This window comes from Streptomyces sp. CB01580 (assembly GCF_001905795.1).
Taxonomy (GTDB): Bacteria; Actinomycetota; Actinomycetes; order Streptomycetales; family Streptomycetaceae; genus Streptomyces.
Genome location: NZ_LIXJ01000004.1, coordinates 343,335 through 361,019, shown reverse-complemented (window position 1 = coordinate 361,019; position 17,685 = coordinate 343,335). Strand labels below are relative to the sequence as shown.

The following is a 17,685-nucleotide window of genomic DNA, read 5'->3' as shown; positions in this document are numbered from 1 at the left end:
GCGTGTGCGCAGGTACTCGAATGCTGGCCTATTGGGCGCGCAGAGAGGTGACGAACCGCGCCCACGAGCCGTGACGTACCGCAATATGAGACCCGCTGGGCCGCTTGGAGTCCCGTATGCCGACCATCGAGTGCAAGTCCGCGACCTCGACGCATTCGCCCCCAGCACCGTTGCTGTAACTGCTCCTCCGCCACTGGACCGCTATGGGAGGCTGGTTCATTGTGCGTGCTCCTTCATGACGGAACGGATCAGCGCAACTGATCTCTGCGGGCTCAAGGAAAGGGCCCTGAGGTGGTCGAACGCCCGCGTGTAGACGCTGACGTCTCCCGGGAGCTCCAAGTAGATCGAGTCCGTGAGGCCCTCTCGGTACACCAGGTCGGGGTCCTCCTGCTCGGGGAATCCGAGCACGGTGAAGGGCCCGGTGGTGGGGTACGCGCCAGCATCGTACGGCAGTACCTGCACCGTCACATTCCTCAACTTCGCCATCTCCAGCATATGTTCGAGTTGGGCGACCATGACCTTCCGATTGCCCATCACATGCATGAGCGCACTCTGGTGGATCACGGCCCAGAAGTCGGGACCCTTCGGCTCCAGCAGGAGCCGTTGACGGCGCATGCGTACGTCGACAAGCCGTTGGATCTCGTCATGGGGGAGGCCTGGCGTGACACGGCTCATCTCGGTGGCGTACTCGGCGGTCTGAAGTAGACCGGGCACGAACTCGCCCTGGTAGGTGCGCATGCTGCATGCCGCTTGTTCCAGGCCCACGTAGACCGAGAACCAGGCGGGAATCGCATCGCCGTGAGCGTGCCACCAGCCCTTGGTCTTGGAATCCTTCGCAAGAGAGCGCAGTAGGTCGCGCATGTCGTCGGGCGTGCCGTAGAAGCGGCAGAGCGCGTCCACGTCCGAAGGCTGCACACGCCCCTGACCGGTCTCCAGGCGATTGACCTTGGAGCCGCTCCAATCGAGTTCCTTGCCGACCTGGTTGCAGGTCAGACCGCTTTCTTCGCGGAGCTTCTTCAGTTCGATCGCCAGACGTCGGCGGCGGGCTGTGGGTGAACCGGCCACGTCAACACCTCTTCCGATAGCGGGAGTCACATCTCATCGGAAGCGTCCGTGATCGCCAATCACCCTATGGAGGGAATCTCTCCGTGCACATTGCATATCGGGATGTGAGGTTGGCATTCTCTCGATCGTGACAACCGTGAGTCATGACATCTCACGCATGGTGAGGTGTGGCGGTTCGGTCGTGTGAAAGGCGTGTGCTTGTGGTGAACGGAAGTGGCGGTTGCATGACACGTAGGCCCTGGGAACTGCCGTTCCTGGCGGAGCCCGAAGAGGTCGCTGGCGTAAGGCGCCTCCTGCGGCTGCATCTGCGCCTGTGGGGCCTGGCGGATGTGGCCGCCGCCGCTGAGATCTGCGCGAGCGAACTTGTGGCGAATGTGATCAGACATGTCGGTGCGGGTACGCCGAGCACGCTCGCGGTCGAGATGAACGGCACATGCCTCCGGGTCGCGCTTCGCGACCCGGACACGCGGGCCCTGCCCTCACTGCTGTCTGCTGGCCCGCACGACGAGTCGGGGCGTGGGCTGGTGATGCTGGACGCCGTGTCGGAACGGTGGGGTGTGATTCTCGGCGCGGAGTCCAAGCTCGTCTGGTGTGACCTCGCCACGCCCCTTTCTTCGCCGGATGGGCATGTCAACGACCCGAGGGTATCGAAGGGTGAGGCTTGTCTGACCTTGCACTTGGGAGATGCGGCGTCGTCTCTCGGAGAGGGGCGGATCCGTACCGCCTCTCAGCAGAAGGCGGCTATCGGCTTGATCGTCGACCTCCTGCATTGGCTGCGGGCTCATGGCTGCGACCCGGACGAGGCGTTGGAACTGGCTCAGGTGCGCTTCGAGGCAGAGCTGAGCCAGGTCGGGTGACCTTTAGGGCTGGTGCGCAGTGGGTTGCCCGGTGTCGCTGGGCCTTGACCGGAGTCAAGCGAGGCGCGGACCGCAACCGCCCCCTGGGGTGCCGGGAGGGCCGCCGGGGTGACAGCTCAGATGGCCCGTCGGTGCAGCATGGATGTCGGCACGTCCGCGACGATCTCGGGTTCTCGTTCACCGTGGTGAACGAGGTGCAACTCCTGCCGTGCCCGCATGCACAAGACGTGAAACCGTTCACGAGCCGTCGCCCCAGTGGAGTCCTCGGAGTAGCTGTCGAGGTCCGGAACGAAGACGATGTCGAATTCGAGCCCCTTCATGCTCGCAACGTTCAGGATCTGAATTCTGTTTGTTGCGAAATCGACTTTCGATCTGTTCTTGTCGCTCGAGATGTAGGACTCGGTCGAGGAATGAAGTCCCTGGCTGGCCAGCTGGCGATGGAGTTCACGCTGTAGCTCGGTGGTTCTACAGATGATGCCGACAGTGCACTGGGGGCGACTGGAAATGTATTGGGCGAGTTGCGTCACGAAAGGGCGCAGGGGGGAGCAATGCATCAGGTTTGGGGTCTCGCCGATACTCTCGGGGAGATTTCCTTCATCGCGAGCTTCGCCCGTTCGGAAATGCTCTGAAAGGAGAGCGATCGCGCGTGAAGTGCGGTGGTTATTTCTTAGGGCAAGTGTATCCGTCTCGATTTCGAGTCCTTTCCTGATTTCGGCGAGAGTTATCTGTTCTTCTTCGAAGCTGCGAAATTTATCCGCGAAAACGGTGGCATGAATGTCGAGGATGCCGCAGAGCTCGTAGAATTGACGCGGTAGGTTCTGTCCCTCGTCGACCACCAGGTGGATGGGCGGGCCCAGGTTTTTTTGTAGGCCCAGACATTGGATCTGCATCCGGGGCCAATCGTAACTCCACTCGTCAGCGCCGTCTGTCGGTGGTTCGGCCTGGAAAATTTCATTCCAGAATTTGTGCAGCCAACGATGAAAAGTGGTGACATGGAATCTTCCGGACAGGCGATTCGAGGATTGGTCGATATATTGGCTGAGCAGATTGGATCGTGTGATCAGGGTGCTCTCGCGTCCGGTGACAGCCTGCATCCAGGCCCTGTAGGCGGCCATGACGGTCTTTCCGGACCCTTGAGGTCCGGTGACCAAATGACGACCCCCAAACGGAAGGTCCATGACCGATTGTTGGTCTGCTGTCAAGTCGAGCAGGCTAGGGAGTTTCATGGCGCATCGACAGCTGCGGCAGATTCCTCGAAAGCAGCTTGAAGTACCGGCTGGAAGAAGCCCTGCACTCGATCGTCGCCAATGAGGAGGGTGCGATCAAGCAATGTATTTCCGATTTCGCAACATGTCTCGGGGAGTAGCGCGCAGGCGTGACAGGCGGCCCTGTTGAGGTTCGCCAGAGAGCGTCCCGTGGAGTCGGCGCAGAGAGGATCCTGGGAGCACCACTGGGCCGACTCGAGAAGGCGCACCATCGTTTCTTTCAGATGAGGAGGCATCCCTTGGCGAACCAGGCCGCCCAGCGTTCCCTCTGAATCCCCGGCCGCTGTGTAGATAAAGATCCCTGCTTGCCGAGGAACCTGACTTCCTGCGGGATTACTTCTTGCGTAGACGCGTTCGCGGAGTGAAGCCGCGTTGTACCCGCTGTCGTATGAGAGCTGCCGGATGAACTGATGGGCGAGTGTGTGCAGCATCACAAACCTGGGAAGCAGGCGAGGTCCCGTCTTCTCGCGAAGGCGTTCGACCTGGAAGGATGCCTCCAGGTTTTTTTCGATGCTCGCGACCCAACCTTGTACAGTCTGCGGCGACTCCCATTCCTGGAGCGCGTCCTCGGCGAAGGAAATGAAGATTCCTTCGCCGTACGACTCCACGGCAGGCAGCCACTGCGTGCTTGCCACAGGATTGACCGAGATCAGACGTTCACGGCCTTCCGATTCGTAGCGCGAAAAGCCCTCGAGTGCCCGTACCTCGCGGATTCGGTCGGCCACGACGACTCGATCCACTCGGCGGTGCAACAACTTCAGCGAATCAGAATCGACCTCCTGCACTCCGAGGTTGATTTGTCTGATGCTGAAGTCCTTGGTTGATTTCGTCTCCGGCTCCGAAGTGGCGAATGCCTCCCACTCGGCGATGCTGAGATCTTCGACCACGGTACTGGTTGTCGTTCTCGTCGAGTTCTCAACCGTGTGTGACCGATGCAAGGATTCGACGAATTCCTTGGACACTTCACATTTCTTCGCAATGAAAGTGACGAGGGTCTCTACGAGTGGTGAATCAGCCTCTTCCAAGAGGTCTCCCCACAGGTCGTGGGCCATGACTCTCCGGGCTGTGGTCCCGTCAGCCTCCGATTCCAAAGAGGTGGGTATTTCAATGGCCGAATGAACGAGCGGAAAATAAACGTTGGAAGCGCCCCGCTGAACCACACGGGGTTGCTCCTCGCACTCGTCGCGCTCGTCGTCGGCGGGTTGCCAGGGCTGACTCCCGGAACAGCGCACACCGATCTGTTTCAGCGCGTGCTTCTGGCTGATTCCTTCGAGCGTCCGGTACGCGTCGCAGGTGGTGCACGAAACCTTCAGCGCGTCGAGTCCGGACGACTCCGGGGTGGCGATAAACTTGAGGCTCTTCACCCGGCATTGACGTTGGTCGTGGGTTGTCGCCCGCGAGTGTGCCCACCTCTGCCAGTCGACATCGGCCATGTGCCCCTCTCTGCAGACCTGGATGAAACGCATGGGAGCCAGCTGCGGGGTATTGAGGCATCTGCCGCATCTGGGAGGCTTGTCCTTCTCTTCCATCTCGATGCGCCACAGAGTCATGACTCTGCACTTCGGGCAGAAGATCCACCGAGGGAAACGTACGTATCCGGGGCCTCTGCGGGAGACGAACTGGGCTTTACCCGAAGGGATCACCGGTGCCGCGCGGAACCCTCTCACGCCGAGCTTGCGGGCCAGCCGCGGCGATTCCACCGGTTCACCATGCTTACCCCAACTTCGAATGTCAGCGGCGACGAACGACTCTCCTTGGAGGTCGATGATGCCGCCGACGCCGAACGGGGAGATGGTCTGAGTCCTGCGGACTTTTCTCCTGATGTCCTTCATTCCTCAAGCCCCCCTGACCGCCACCAGGCACTCCCGGTCGACGCTTCGCATGGATTGGGCAGTCTCCCAGAGGCCCTGTTGTTTTCCGAAGTCGGTCAGCAGCGACATGTGTCCACGCCCCTGAGGTTGGTAATAGAGCCGACTTCCCTCTACCCGGGCGATGTTCGCCTCCTGCATCCACTCCTCGATCCTCGAGTCGAGTTGTTCCCTCGCGGCTGCGCTCTCTTCGGGGTCGGAGTCGCTCACGTGCTTCACGATGCGATCCCGTACTTGCTGGACCGCCTCCCGGTGATCGAGCACGTCCCCAGCTCTGTCCTCGGCGCTCAGCCCGATGCCATGGCGGACGAGGATGGTGAGTGCGGCATGGAGAGCCCGGTCTCGGGACGGTGGCGACCAAGGAGTGACGCTGGTGGGCTCCACATGCCGATAGAGCGAGGAGTGATAGACGCCGAAGGATTCGTAATGGGAACGGTCGCGGGGCTTGCTCGATCGAAAGAGAGTGACGACCAACCCAGGAACGGTTCGACGACCGACACGGCTGGTCGCCTGGATGTACTCGGAAGTGGTCTTGGGCTGCCCGTTCATCAGCATGAGGCCCAGACGTGGCACGTCGACGCCGACGGACAGCATGTTGGTCGTCGCCAGGAAGGAGATGCTCTCGCCGTCGCTGAAAGGCCGGCCGAGACGGTCCAGCAGCCGCGGTTGCGCGGCGCGTGGGATGTTGCTCGTCAGCTCGACGACGGAGTGGTCGGGGAGTTCGCGGCGCGCCGATTCGTCATGCGTGAGGTGCTCCAACCGAGCCGGGATGTCGTCCCTGGCGATGGTCACCGTGCGTCCGAGTTCCCGCAGACTGTTGTGATACGCGACCACCGTCCAGTAGGCATCACGCAGATCATCCGTCTCGCACACGTCGTTGGGGGCTTGGAGCGCCGCCGCGCCCACGTGCACCGTTCCCGTGGAGGAGGTGTGCCCCTGTGCCATGACACCGACGTACAGCCTCCCCGGGCGCTTCTCGTCGGGAGAGGTGAAGTAGGAGTATCGGGCGTCGAGCCCGGCAGGGGGGAAGAGCTGGGTGCTGCGACCGTAGAGGCTTTGGACCTGTTGCTCGGACCGGCGGATCGTCGCGGTGGACGCGATCACCTTCGGTCTGATGCCGTCCCATGCGCAGAGTTCCAGAATCGCGGCCTCGTAGAGGCCGACCGTCGTCCCCAATGGGCCGGCCAGCAGATGCAGCTCGTCCTGGATCACCAATGATGGTCTGCGTCTGCCTCGTCCGCCGAAGATGCGTCCCGCATCCCGCTCCCAGGCCAGCCGAGCGAACTTGTCCACGGTGCCGAGCAGGAAGGTCGGTGGCTGGTCGTAGATGTGCTGATCGACCACGGCGACGGGCAGCAAGTCGTGAAAGACGCAGGTGTCCCGAGGGCAGCGAAACGAGAATTCGGTGGCACTGGCGACGATTCCGAAGTCGCTCTCCCGCGCATGGCGCTGGGGCACGATCTCGGTTCCGCACCAGGGACAGCGTTCCAGGAGGAACCTGTCATCGGGCTCGCTCATCTGTTTGAGTTCGCCGAGAGCCGTTTGTGCGTCGATGTATTTGTTGGGTGTCGTGTCTTTGCCGACCCACAGTCCCACGGTGATCGGCTCACTCCCCAGCGCCACCCCCTCGGGACCGTCATGCCCGAGTCGCATGTACTCGAGCGCGCAGATGGCCGTCGCTGTTCGTTGGAATTGTTGGGTGGTGAGAAGACTGAGCGTGTAGCGGCTGATGACAGCCGTGCCCCCACCCGCGGGTCCGTAGTGCAGCCGACGCCAGGCGATTTCGAAACACGCCGTGAGGAGATATGCCTCGGTCTTGCCGCCGCCGGTGGGGAACCAGATGAGGTCGACCGTGTCCCGGTCGTCGTGGCTGGGGTTCACCAGCCCTTCGACAACGAGCAGAAAGAAGGCGAGCTGGAAAGGGTGCCAGCTGGCCTTCCCGTCCGGCTCGGAAACTTCGACGACATCGTCGTTCCGGCGGCGCCGGGTCCCCGCCAACTCGCTTCGGCTGTGCAGCATCTGCAATGCCATGGCCCGATTGGCAAGCCGGAGCGCTTCTCGAGCATGCTCGCCCGCTGCGCTGTCCTCGGTGAGGATCCTGGTCCCGGACTCCATCCGCCGCAGGGCATTCTCGACGCGGCCGAGGATACGTCGGGCCGGTTTCTGAGCCCACTGGGGGAGATTGGACGACGCCTCGGCCACACGGGCTTCGTACCATGTGCGATAGCCCTCGACGAACGACTCGAGATCGGTACGCAACGTCTCGACGGGAAGATCTCGTCGGTACAGGTGGGCGAGATTGAGCACTGGTAGGTTCTTCGGGCCGTCAGGGCGGATGTGCTCGACCACTTTCCGGGGCATGACTTCGGCGTGGAGGGTGGTGACCTCCTCATCAGACTCGTCCCACTCGACCGCGCAGCCGTGTCCGACGGCGCGTGTCAAGACATGACGGTACTGAACCCGGAGCTCCGCCTCTTCGGGATCCCGACTGTTGAGGCGCGTGCTCGGGTACTCCAAGACCTTTCCGTCGACGGTCCTTGCCTCGAGTCCAGCCTGGAAGAGCATGAGGTTCCAGGAATTTCGGGGATCTTCTTCCTCGTAGTGGGCGTTTGCGAGTACACAGGTGACGAGATGGCCGACCCCATGGCGCCGCCAGCGGATGTAGAGACGTGCGTGTCCGTCCAGTACGCTCTCGCCGTTTGTGCCCCGGACGATCGGGACCGTCTGGGATCGGGCCGGGTGCCTGACCCAGATTCTGCGCCCGCCGTCGCGTTGTGTCTCGTAACGAGCGGCGGAACAAGTCACCTCGATGGTCGTGGCGTCGGTGAAGAACGAGAAGCCGAGCGACGACGGCATCCAGGCATTTGCCTCGGCCACGGGATCGTCGGCGAAGCCGTCTTCTTCACCGGTGCCCGCGGCATTCTCCGAGAGTTCCTGCTCACCGGCGGCCGATGTGTGGTCATGGAACTCGGTCCCACGTGGATAGAGAGTGCCCATCAGATATCGCCGATCCGGCGGGTCTACGAGCGTCTCCTCCACGTCGGCATCTGGGCCGACGAGCTGTCTGCGTAGATACTTGACGAATTTGTCCCGATAATCGGCAATTTCCTGTTCGGAGATGGTCATGCGGACTCACCCGCGTTCTTGAGCGTGGCAGCCCCGATGTCTCTCAGCGCGCGGTTGACTTCGGGCAGGGTGGCGATCCACAAGTGTGCTCGGGCTCGGGTCCACGCGACGTAGAGGGAGTCGAGCCGACCTTCGAGGGCTTCGACGCCGAGGTCGATGAGACACACCACCTGGTTCTCCAGTCCCTTGAAGTCCGCTACCGACGACCAGGTGATGCGATTCCTGGACCCGGCGCGTCCGACTGTGTCCGCGTAGCGCTCGATCTTGGAGAAGCGGCGTGAAAGCCGGGCGCAGGTGCTCTCCCAGTCGCCCGACGACGACACGAGGGTGATGTCCCGGGGAGCGATCCCGTCGTCCAACAGGTGATCCAGATGCGCGTCCAGGGCGGAGGCCTCATCCTCCCTGGAGGAGACCTTGGAGAAGATCACCTGTTCCCCCTGCCCGGCCATCGCGACTCCCAGGTCGGCGCCCGTGTAACGCTGTACCTGCCTCACGATCTGCTTCGTGTTGCGGCAGTTGCGTGTCAACGAGGCCGGTGTCGCTCCCAGATCGCGAAGGTACTTCTGTGCTGCGGGGTCGTAGCCCTTGGGGGCGAGGATCTGATTGTTGCGGTCGAGCATGAAGATCCACTGGCCCTCGTCCAAACCGCCCTTGATGAACGTCTCGAGCCTTTCGAGGCACTCGAACCGCATCAGGTCCTGCGCTTCGTCGACGATCAAGTGGTCGAAGACGCGTCCCCGTACTTGGTCGAGATGGTCGTAGGGGAGTACGACGACGGAGTCGTCCGAGAGGATGCCGGAGACATGAGCCGCCAGGGTGCGACTCGCGCAGGTGAAGAGCACGGTGCCGCCGACGGACTTGCGACGGGCGGCCTCTGCCGCGAGGAAAGTCTTGCCCGTCCCCGCTCCTCCCGACCAGATGAGCCGAGGGTTCTCCTCCAACTCATCGATACGTACCAGCTGTTCGGAAGTGAGGCGCTCGAAGGATGCCTCGAGATCGGTGATCCGTGACCGGAGGTTGGGCACCAGATCGAAGTCGGGGCGTACCGCTTTCATGATGTCCGCGCGCAATTGTGCCGAGATGGGAGAGATGGCGGATTTGTTCTTGCCCTTGCTCGGCCAGTAGCGACCGGCACGGCGAATCGCGGCCTCGAGGCCCTGGCCGCCGGCGTAGGCCGTGCTGCCCAGATATTGTTCGGGTTCGTACGTGGTCATCTTCGGGAGATCGACATCCGGAGTGATGACGAGGTAGCCCCCCACCACGTCGCGATAGCGAAGGCCGTCGACCGTGTTTCGGAACTCTCGCTCCAGTTCGTGCATGCCGCTGCTCGCCTGCTCGAACGGGCCTTCGTCCCGCGTGTACACCTTGCCGTCGCCGCGGGTGTAGTGCCACTTGCCGTCGCGGAAGGCGACGCCGCCGCCCTTCACCTCGATGAACAGGAGCAACTGGGGTGTGATCACCACGAAGTCGATCTCGCCCACGCGCTTGTAGCGATGCGCCGGTAGATGGACGGAGTGCAGGGCCACGCTGTCCTTGTCCGGTATGGCCTTGAGGGCCGCGAAGACGCTCCGCTCGGCGGCGCTCCTGGTCCTGCGTGAGATTTCGCTCGGAACGATCCTCATCAACTCTCCCGGCACTCGCATCAACAAGGTAAAGATAGCGATATGACTTGGGCTCAGTCACGGAGCAAGTGTGCGGGGAGGGGATATGGCGGCGAAGCATCGTTCCGCGGTTGGCGGCGGTCTGCATCCGCTCGACTCGGACCGGATCGGGCGACTACTGCGGCGGTTTCGGGCTGAGGGTGTCGACCGTGACTTCGCCGTCTCGCAGGTTGCCGTCGCCGCGCTGCTCGATGCCGATGCCCGGCGTGCGCTGACTTCCTGGATGGAAGCCGAAGGATGGGTGGTGTCCCCGACGGGCCCCGGCGTCGCGATCGCCGACTCCGAGGAGCGGCTTGCTGTTCCGGAGCAGCTCGCCGACGGTGCGACCGGACGGCAGGGAGCCCCCGACCTCGTTGAACGGGCACGGGAAGCGGTGGTCCTCGACTCCGCGGTCTCGGCGGCTCGACAGGTCCTGGAGGACGATAGATGGAATCGGCGGCCTCAGAAACGGATCTTGACCTTGGAGGAGGAGCACGGCCTCTTCGTGCTCCTGAGGGCCGGCCTTCCACTGACTGGCGACCTGCCGGTGGGATATTTGCGAGAACTGCCGGACACAAGTGAAGCACGTCGTGCTTACGAGTCGCTGGTGGCTCATAACCAGGGGCTGATTCATTCGATCGTGAAGGATGGATTCTTCGACAGAGAAGGGTTGGAGTATGAGGAGGTGGCCCAGTTCGGAGAATTCGGCCTGATACGTGCGGTGGAGAAATTTGATGTCACGAGAGGGTTGAAGTTCTCCACCTACGCGACTTGGTGGATCAGGCAAGCGGCCGACCGAGGAGTGGCGGACTGCGGATCCGTGATCCGATACCCGGTCTATGTGCGAGATGCGATCAGAAAGGTCCGGAAGGCACAACGCAGGCTCCAGAGCCTGGGACGGGTACCGGACGAGGTCGACCTGGCGGCCGAGTGCGACATGGATCACCAAAAGGTCGTCGAGTACCTGAAGTTGACGCGCGGTGTGCTGTCGCTCGACGGGCTCTACGAGAGCTCGGACATGACCGGGGCGATCGGCGGGGTGGGACGTGGCGCACCGGAGCCCCATGAGGCTTTGCGTTCGTACTTCGCCGTGGAGGAGCTCCGCCCCTTGCTCGGCATCCTGCCCGAGCGCACGCTCCATGTGCTCTTGTACCGTCATGGGCTCGTGGACGGGGAGCCCTGGACGCTGGAAGCGTTGGGGGAACGCTTCGGCGTGACACGTGAGCGAATTCGCCAGCTCGAGGTTCGAGCCTTCCAGGACCTTCGTATAGCTCTTGATCTGGAATCGGACCCCGCAGTCGCGACCGAGCGGCGGTGCCGAGACGTGATGGACAGGCTTGCGCGGAGCCGCGAGAAACTGAGCCGACTTCGCCGGAGGAATGTCGCGACGATCGGCGTGGTCAGGGCCGCGCGGAGGGTCAGTCATCGATCGGAAACTGAAGGAGGATCGTTGACTTCGAACGAGGGATCATTCAGCGATTGGCTGGTTGATCGAATGCGTGGAAACGGAATGACGGCCACCCAACTTGCAGATCTGCTCGGGGTGTCGGCAGGGCTTGTCGAGGAGTGGACGGAAGGACGCTCCGTCCCGGAAGAGGCGATGGAGAAGATCCATTCCCTCTCGGAGCTGCGTGACGGGCATGGGAATTTCGAAGAGAGTGAAGAGGATTTGACCGAATCGACTGGATGCCCTGGCTGGTACCACCGTCCCGCGTATGCGGATGGCGGTCGGGACTTCGGTAACGCGGCGGCGTTCGCCTTCGAGGCGGACGTCGAGGTGCTTGCCCGAGAAGCCACGCAGAACAGCCTGGACGAACGCCTCGACCTCACCCGCCCGGTACGCGTCCGATACACGTTGCACGAGCTCACCGGGGAGGCCTTGGCCCGTTTTCGTGAGGCGATCCAGTGGGCTCGACTCCTACCGCACTACGAGGCCGCCGCGGCCCAGGACCAGAAGGTCGGCCGGGTCATCGACGCGGGGCTGCGCGAAATGCGCGAGCACGACCGGCTCGTACTGCTGCGCGTCGACGACTTCAACGCCTCAGGTCTGACCGGCGACGACTACGAGACCGGTCGGTTCGCCGCTGTCGTCCGACGCCAGTTGGACAGCCACAAGTCCGTGGACGGCGCCGGCGGTTCGTACGGTCTGGGGAAGGCGACCTTGTGGGCGACCAGTCGCCTCGGCCTGGTACTCATGAATTCGACGCTGTCGGAGCCCCACGAAGGACAGACTGAAAGGCGGCTGATCGGGCGTCTCGATCTTCCCTGGCGCGAGGTCGACGGCACACCTTGGGCCGGTCCGGCCTGGTTCGGCCTGCAGGATCCACGTGTGGACGGAGCGGACGTCGCCCGCTCGTGGTGGGCCGACGAGGAGAGCGTGGAACGGTTGCATCTCGCTCGGGAGAGCGATGAGCCGGGAACCTCGTTCCTCATCGTCGGCGCACATGACGTGGCGAGCCTCGCCGACGCCGACTCGACGGCCGAGAACGAGGCGGGCGAGGACGAGGAGAGCGTCCACCGTATGCACAAGCGTCTGCTGCAGGCGCTCGGACGCAACTTCTGGGCCGCGATGACCGCGGGCGATGGTGGACAGCCGCTGCTCGAAGCGTCTGTCCGTACGTTGCGCAACGGTGTCGAGATCCTCAAGGAGGAGCGAGTCGATCCCAGTACGACCCAGCCCTCCCGTACCCGTGCTCTCCAGGCGTTCCTGAACGGTACGACCGTGGAGCGTCTGACCGAGTCCGGTCAGGTCGCCATGTCGACCGTACCGCTGGCCGTACCGGGTCTTGCGGGCGGAAAGAAATGTGGCGAGCACAAGGCGGTTCTCCTGGTGACCGACGCCGATGACGCCGACGGGCGGCCGAACACCGTGGTCGCCATGAGGGGAAACCGCATGACGGTCCGAACGAGTCGGGTACCCGACCTGGCACTGGGCACGAACCCGTTCCAGGCCGTGCTTCTCGTCGGACATGCCGCAGGCGCCGACGCGCCCCTCGCCGACGAGGCGGAGGCGTTTCTGCGGACGTCGGAGCCTCCGGAGCACAACAAGTGGGGGCAGACCGAGGAACTGCGAATGCGGTACTCGCCCTCTGCCTACCGGCGCATCGCGGCTCTGACGCGCGACACGAACAGGGCTGTTCGCGCACTCGTCACGCTACCGAAACCGGAGCGGCGTGGTGCGACCGATCGACTGCGCAAGCGCCTGGCCGTATCGGGCAGGAGCACACCTCGGAACGCGGGTGGCGCGGGGACTCCAGTTCTCGACGAACTCGATGCACGCATCGACACCGACGGCTCGTGGTGCGTCACCGCTGAGGTCAAGATCCCTGCGGGCGTCGACGCCGTAGCCGTGACGCCCGTGGCCAAGTTGGATGTGCGATCCGGCCCGCGGCCGGTGGTGGCCTGGTCCGAACTCGTCGGCGTACGGAACTGCGAGTTGGTGGACGGTGCGCTGCGGTTCGAGCCCGGGGCGCGGAAGGCGACCTTCCGGGGTGTTACCGACGCCTCCACACACCCGGTGCGCGCGTCGCTCACCGGTCTGGTCGTCGAACTCCGTTCGGACAAGGAGAAGAAGTAATGAGGGCCTACCCGTACCGGCGATTGCCGGGGGTCGTCTCGCTGCGCGTGACGTCGGTGGGATTGAGAGGACCAGGTGACAACAGGGAGCCGCTCGACACCAAGGCGTACTCCGTCGTCGAGCAGGTGGTCGCTCTGGGGCGGGCGGAGCGTGACGACTGGGAGAGTGCCCGGATCAAGCTGTCCGCCACGGTTCCGGCTAGGGCGACCGAGCCCAACGGCTGCTGGAGCGAGGTGTCTGTTGTCGCGGTGTTGACCGAGAAGGCCACCAATACACGAGTCACGGTTCAACTGGAACCCGAGACGGCAAGCGGTCGGGACTGGGTGGGCTCCCTCGAGCTCTGGCGTGCCGACCACCTGGACCGCGCCACCTTGGCTGTCCACGTGGTGGCGACCGTCGACGGGGTGCCGGGACGAGTCATCGCCACGGCGGAGAAGGAGTGGGTCGTCGATCTGAGGGCCCGGGCACCCTTGCGGCAGCGTGAACTCGATGTGATCGAGATCGGCTTCCGTGAAGGGCCGGAATGGTTGCGCCCCTTCCGGGATGTGCCCTGGATCGTCGATACCTCCGGCGAATTGCCCACAGTACATGTGAATACCGACTTCGAGGGCATCACCGAACTCGTGGGCGGAGACAGTTCCGAGACCGAAGGCCTGGTCCGAGAGATGCTGATCGCCCAGATGTGCACGGACGTGTGGACCGCCGTATTCCATACCGCCATCGGAGACCTCGAAGTCGAGGACGACGGCATGCCGCTCTTCCCCCATGACTGGCGAGGCGAAGTGCTGCGTGAAATGCTCCCGGACGTCGTGCCCGGACGCCCGGTCGAGGAAGCTCTGCGAGAGGTACATCGACGACGCACCGGAGCGTTCGGCTGGATCGACCTCCAGCCGCGCATCCAGTTCGCCGCCACCCGTAGGGCCGAAGTGCCCAAGGCCCTGGCCACCGCCGTGCGAGGCCTGGACCGACTTCACCAGAGGAACGACGTATGACCGACAAGCCTGTTTATCTGCCCGAAAGACTCGCGCTGCTGTCCGACCTCAACGCAGCCGCCTACATCACTGAAGGGCTGCTCGCGGGCAGGGAGAACGTACCGGCCATGGCGCTCGGCAAAGTGGCCGAGCCAATCCCTGGTGACGAGGCCCGCGTGGCGCTCGAGCCGGTACGCGACCTCTGCGATGAGGCGATGCGCCGGTACCGCGACTCCAAGCCAACCAGGGCGGACGCCTGGCTGGCTCCCAGGCTCCACGCCACCGTGCGGCTCGACCGGCGAGAGGCCGCCGACCGCAGGAGATGGAATCACCTGGCCCTGGGAGTCGCTCCCGACTACGTCACCTGGCGTCACATGCCCGAGCCCAAACAGGACGGAAGGGCTTCTGCGGTCGCGGCCAACCGCTTCCGAGGAGCGCATCACACCCAGGTCTTCGCCAGGCTGTGGTGGGCGGCCGAGCTCTTCCGGAACGGCCCCGATTACGGCCCCGTGGTCACCGCTTGCAGCCATCAGGACATGCTCAACACCGTGCTGCGCCTCGACGCGATCGACCATCGACCGACGGCCCAGGCGATGGTGCGCCTCATCGAGAACGGGACGGTGAAGACTGGACGTGAGATCAACGCCCTCGCGAGCGCGATCAACACCTCCGCCGCGACCCTGATGTACGACGTCATAGCCCCGGACGCGGAGCGGGACGGCGAGCCCGTGCGCCGATGGATCGAGGGGGCGGAGTGGGCCGGCCCCGTGGCACGCGACATGCTCCCGGAGGGCCCGGACGACGCACCCGCGCCGGAGGAATCCGTGGACCGGCTCGTCGACTACTTCTCGGAACTCTTCGAGGACGCTCAGGTCCGCGGGCGAGTGGAGAAGGGTGAGGGGGACGACTGAGGCTTCTTGCGCTGCTTTCGGCCCGGGGGCTGCCACTGGGCGAGTCGCCTGAATGCCTCTGCGGGAGGCTCGTCCAGTCCCAGAGCGGCACTCAGGATGTGCAGACCGAGTCGCGGCGGAACGGCATTGCCGATCTGTTGGGACACGTCCCTTCCGGACCAGGGGTACTTCTCGGGGAAGGTCTGGAGCATGCCCGCTTCCCGGAAGGTGAAGCGTGGAAGGTCGAGGCCGTTCTCGCCGGCGACGATCCGGTTCCGGGACACTTTCCCCGTGACCGTGGCGGAAGGGGCGCGGGAACTCCGACGACCACGCGCCTTGGGATTGCCCCCCGTACCGTAGTTGGAGATGACTGTGAACGGGCCGCTGCGGAACTCCGCGAGGGCCTCACCCATCGATATCCAGGGGAGGGGCGTATCTTCCTTGCCGGCTTCCTCCGTCCACAGACCGGGATCGATCGGGGCGGGCGCGGGCCTCGGCTGGACGCCCTTGTGGTAGGGCTGGTGGGTCGGGCTGGGCAGTGCGACCTTGTTCTGTTTGCCGTATCGGGCGATCAGGACGGCGCGGCGTCGTGTCTGAGGGACGCCGAACTCTTCGGTTCGGAGGATGCCGCACTCGGCCGAGTAGCCGCTTTCGCGGAGCACGTCGCGGAAGGCATCCCACACCGGAAGGACCGAGGGAACCTGCTCCAGAACGATGGCCTGATAGGGATTGCCGTTCTGAAGCGCGTCCAGGGCCCAGTGGAGCGGCTGGAGGACGAGCCCGGTGCGTTCATCCTCCAACAGGGCGAGATCAGTCTCGATATGTGACCAGGCCTCGCCCTTCGCCAGTCGATCGACGAAGGCCAGTACCTCGTCCAGCGCACGTCGGCCCGCGCCTTTCCCGGCGACCGTGTACGTCTGGCACGGCGGGCCACCGGCCAGGACATTGGCCCTTGGAAACTTGGCAGGGTCGAACGCGCGGACGTCTCCTTGCTCGGTGGGCAGACCAGCCGCGCGCCGAGTCTCACAGGCGTTCGCGTCCCACTCGATTCCGAGGGACTTCGCCCCCAACGCGTGAGCCGCCAGATCCAACCCGCCCGGTCCTGCGAAGAGGTCGATGACATGTACATCCTCAGGATGGAGCGGCTTCTGGGATGCGTCGGTCATGGGATCGAAGTGTATCTGCCGGTGAGGAACCAATTGATCAGAGTGCCAGCAAGGCTGAACGGCCTCGGTGATCAGTCGGATCGGCCGCCGTGCCGACGGCGGAGAGTGCGATTCCGAGAACCGTAAGTGTCGGTTCTCGTCGCCATGCACCGCACTATTGCTCACCGGTCCTTGTCGCGCGGACGTCTTCCAGTTCGAGCCGTGCTCGATCCACGCTCTCGGCCACTCGTTCCGCGATCGAAGCCGGTGACTCGTGCTCCCAGAACCGCAACACTGTCCATCCGGCCTCGATCAGATGCGCGGTCGTCTCCAGGTCTCGTGCCACGTTCCGTTCGAGTTTCCTGCGCCACCACTCGGCGTTGGCCTTCGGCTGCGTGGCATGCGTGGGGCAGCCGTGCCAGAAACACCCGTCGATCAACACCGCCACGCGTGCCCGAGTGAAGGCGATGTCCATGGTTCGCCGCGGCATCCCCGGCACCCGCTCGTTGACCCGATAGCGATAGCCGGAGGCATGCAACAACTTGCGGACCGCCACCTCGGGCGCGGTGTCACGGTTCGCCTGGCGACTCATCCGGGCGGAGGTCTCGGGGGAGGAGGGTATCGCGGTGCTCATCACTGCCCAGTTTCCTACACTCGACTCACTGAGCGACCGTTGATCGCGGAAACGGTCTACCGAATCGACAGCGCGGAAATTTAGCAGGATCATCTCGCAGCCAGGGGCAGCTGCAGTCCTCACGCTTTGGACCCTTGCTTCGGACCGACTTTCAAAGGACGCACGTACCCCAGCCCCGCCCGACCGCCCAGCGTGAGTTCCTCGCCGGTCGGGGTGAAGCCGGTGCGGGTGAGGACGGCTCGGGAGGCGGGGTTGTCGAGGGTGGTGGCGGCGCGGAGGGTGGTGAGGCCGTACTCCTCGGCGGCCAGGGTGCACAGGTGGCGGATGGTGGTCGTGGCGAGGCCGCGGCCGGTGGCCTTCTCGGCTACGCGGTAGCCGAGTTCGGCGGAGCCGTCGGCGACGTCGACCAGGTTGAAGCGACCCAGGATCTCCCCGCGGGTGGTGGGGTCGGTGGACACCAGGACGTGGAAGTGGCAGGTTCCCGCGGCCTGTTCGGCGAGCAGGGCGGCGTGGCGGGTGTCGAAGTGGGTGAAGTAGTCGTCGCCGCGATCCGGCACCGAGGCGGCGAAGTAGGCGCGGTTCTCCCGCTCGAAGGCGAGGAGGGCCGGGGCGTGGTCGAGGCGGAGGCGTCGGAGTTCGGGCATGGG

General features: G+C 64.1%; 13 protein-coding genes and 1 pseudogene. 5 read left to right on the top strand and 9 right to left on the bottom strand.

Annotated elements, in window-relative coordinates; translation table 11 throughout:
* Window positions 1-28: 28 nt before the first annotated feature.
* Together AMK22_RS09635 and AMK22_RS09630 are read right to left on the bottom strand one after the other, a co-directional pair.
* Window positions 29-220: a DUF397 domain-containing protein gene (locus tag AMK22_RS09635; RefSeq protein WP_073783317.1), complete on the bottom strand. Its 192-nt coding sequence runs from the start codon at window positions 218-220 to the stop codon at window positions 29-31.
* Window positions 217-1,065 carry a helix-turn-helix domain-containing protein gene (locus AMK22_RS09630; RefSeq protein WP_199883176.1) on the bottom strand — a complete coding sequence of 283 codons (849 nt, stop codon included), beginning with the start codon at window positions 1,063-1,065 and terminating at the stop codon, window positions 217-219. The genes AMK22_RS09635 and AMK22_RS09630 overlap by 4 nt, the downstream gene beginning before the upstream one ends.
* Window positions 1,066-1,289: 224 nt before the next feature.
* On the opposite strand from AMK22_RS09630, the gene AMK22_RS09625 reads away from it, so the two are divergent.
* Window positions 1,290-1,922, top strand: a complete 633-nt coding sequence (locus AMK22_RS09625) for an ATP-binding protein (RefSeq protein WP_073783315.1) — start codon at window positions 1,290-1,292, stop codon at window positions 1,920-1,922.
* 116 nt (window positions 1,923-2,038) lie between these two features.
* On the opposite strand, the gene AMK22_RS39115 is transcribed toward AMK22_RS09625, so the two are convergent.
* From AMK22_RS39115 to AMK22_RS09605, 4 genes are read right to left on the bottom strand one after another with little or no spacing between them, the layout of a single operon-like run.
* The gene (locus tag AMK22_RS39115) at window positions 2,039-3,124 is read right to left on the bottom strand and encodes a hypothetical protein (protein WP_143203534.1); all 1,086 of its coding nucleotides are present in this window, start codon (window positions 3,122-3,124) and stop codon (window positions 2,039-2,041) included.
* Between the two features lie 20 nt (window positions 3,125-3,144).
* The gene (gene drmB, locus AMK22_RS09615) at window positions 3,145-5,019 is read right to left on the bottom strand and encodes a DUF1998 domain-containing protein (protein ID WP_073783311.1); all 1,875 of its coding nucleotides are present in this window, start codon (window positions 5,017-5,019) and stop codon (window positions 3,145-3,147) included.
* A 3-nt stretch (window positions 5,020-5,022) separates the two neighbouring features.
* Window positions 5,023-8,181, bottom strand: a complete 3,159-nt coding sequence (locus AMK22_RS09610; protein WP_073783310.1) for a helicase-related protein — start codon at window positions 8,179-8,181, stop codon at window positions 5,023-5,025.
* Window positions 8,178-9,803, bottom strand: a complete 1,626-nt coding sequence (locus tag AMK22_RS09605) for an NERD domain-containing protein (RefSeq protein WP_073783308.1) — start codon at window positions 9,801-9,803, stop codon at window positions 8,178-8,180. Before AMK22_RS09605 ends, AMK22_RS09610 begins: the two co-directional genes overlap by 4 nt.
* Window positions 9,804-9,888: 85 nt before the next feature.
* Here AMK22_RS09605 and AMK22_RS40680 point away from each other — a divergent pair.
* The 4 genes and pseudogenes from AMK22_RS40680 to AMK22_RS09585 all read left to right on the top strand — a co-directional run.
* Window positions 9,889-11,082: pseudogene (locus AMK22_RS40680) on the top strand (sigma-70 family RNA polymerase sigma factor); the annotation flags it as partial.
* A 234-nt stretch (window positions 11,083-11,316) separates the two neighbouring features.
* A complete protein-coding gene (locus AMK22_RS40675) occupies window positions 11,317-13,398 on the top strand; it encodes a transcriptional regulator (RefSeq protein WP_073783607.1) in 2,082 nt (693 codons plus the stop codon).
* Window positions 13,398-14,390: a hypothetical protein gene (locus AMK22_RS09590; protein WP_199883175.1), complete on the top strand. Its 993-nt coding sequence runs from the start codon at window positions 13,398-13,400 to the stop codon at window positions 14,388-14,390. The genes AMK22_RS40675 and AMK22_RS09590 overlap by 1 nt, the downstream gene beginning before the upstream one ends.
* A complete protein-coding gene (locus AMK22_RS09585) occupies window positions 14,387-15,280 on the top strand; it encodes a DUF6339 family protein (protein WP_073783306.1) in 894 nt (297 codons plus the stop codon). The genes AMK22_RS09590 and AMK22_RS09585 overlap by 4 nt, the downstream gene beginning before the upstream one ends.
* Here the strand turns inward: AMK22_RS09585 and AMK22_RS09580 are convergent.
* The 3 genes from AMK22_RS09580 to AMK22_RS09570 form a co-directional block, all read right to left on the bottom strand.
* On the bottom strand, window positions 15,238-16,590 hold the full coding sequence (locus tag AMK22_RS09580) for a DNA cytosine methyltransferase (protein WP_242433894.1): 1,353 nt from the start codon (window positions 16,588-16,590) through the stop codon (window positions 15,238-15,240). The two genes, AMK22_RS09585 and AMK22_RS09580, sit on opposite strands and share 43 nt — an antisense overlap.
* Window positions 16,580-17,038, bottom strand: a complete 459-nt coding sequence (locus AMK22_RS09575; protein WP_199883174.1) for a very short patch repair endonuclease — start codon at window positions 17,036-17,038, stop codon at window positions 16,580-16,582. Before AMK22_RS09575 ends, AMK22_RS09580 begins: the two co-directional genes overlap by 11 nt.
* A 119-nt stretch (window positions 17,039-17,157) precedes the next feature.
* A complete protein-coding gene (locus AMK22_RS09570; RefSeq protein WP_073783301.1) occupies window positions 17,158-17,682 on the bottom strand; it encodes a GNAT family N-acetyltransferase in 525 nt (174 codons plus the stop codon).
* Window positions 17,683-17,685 lie beyond the last annotated feature (3 nt).

Excerpts from the sequence above, each read along its gene's own strand:
- AMK22_RS09610 (WP_073783310.1), bottom strand. The coding sequence starts at position 8,181 with ATGACCATCTCCGAACAGGAAATTGCCGATTATCGGGACAAATTCGTC.
- drmB (WP_073783311.1), bottom strand. The coding sequence starts at position 5,019 with ATGAAGGACATCAGGAGAAAAGTCCGCAGGACTCAGACCATCTCCCCG.
- AMK22_RS09625 (WP_073783315.1), top strand. The coding sequence starts at position 1,290 with ATGACACGTAGGCCCTGGGAACTGCCGTTCCTGGCGGAGCCCGAAGAG.
- AMK22_RS09575 (WP_199883174.1), bottom strand. The coding sequence starts at position 17,038 with ATGAGCACCGCGATACCCTCCTCCCCCGAGACCTCCGCCCGGATGAGT.
- AMK22_RS40675 (WP_073783607.1), top strand. The coding sequence starts at position 11,317 with ATGCGTGGAAACGGAATGACGGCCACCCAACTTGCAGATCTGCTCGGG.
- AMK22_RS09605 (WP_073783308.1), bottom strand. The coding sequence starts at position 9,803 with ATGAGGATCGTTCCGAGCGAAATCTCACGCAGGACCAGGAGCGCCGCC.
- AMK22_RS09585 (WP_073783306.1), top strand. The coding sequence starts at position 14,387 with ATGACCGACAAGCCTGTTTATCTGCCCGAAAGACTCGCGCTGCTGTCC.
- AMK22_RS09590 (WP_199883175.1), top strand. The coding sequence starts at position 13,398 with ATGAGGGCCTACCCGTACCGGCGATTGCCGGGGGTCGTCTCGCTGCGC.
- AMK22_RS09635 (WP_073783317.1), bottom strand. The coding sequence starts at position 220 with ATGAACCAGCCTCCCATAGCGGTCCAGTGGCGGAGGAGCAGTTACAGC.
- AMK22_RS09570 (WP_073783301.1), bottom strand. The coding sequence starts at position 17,682 with ATGCCCGAACTCCGACGCCTCCGCCTCGACCACGCCCCGGCCCTCCTC.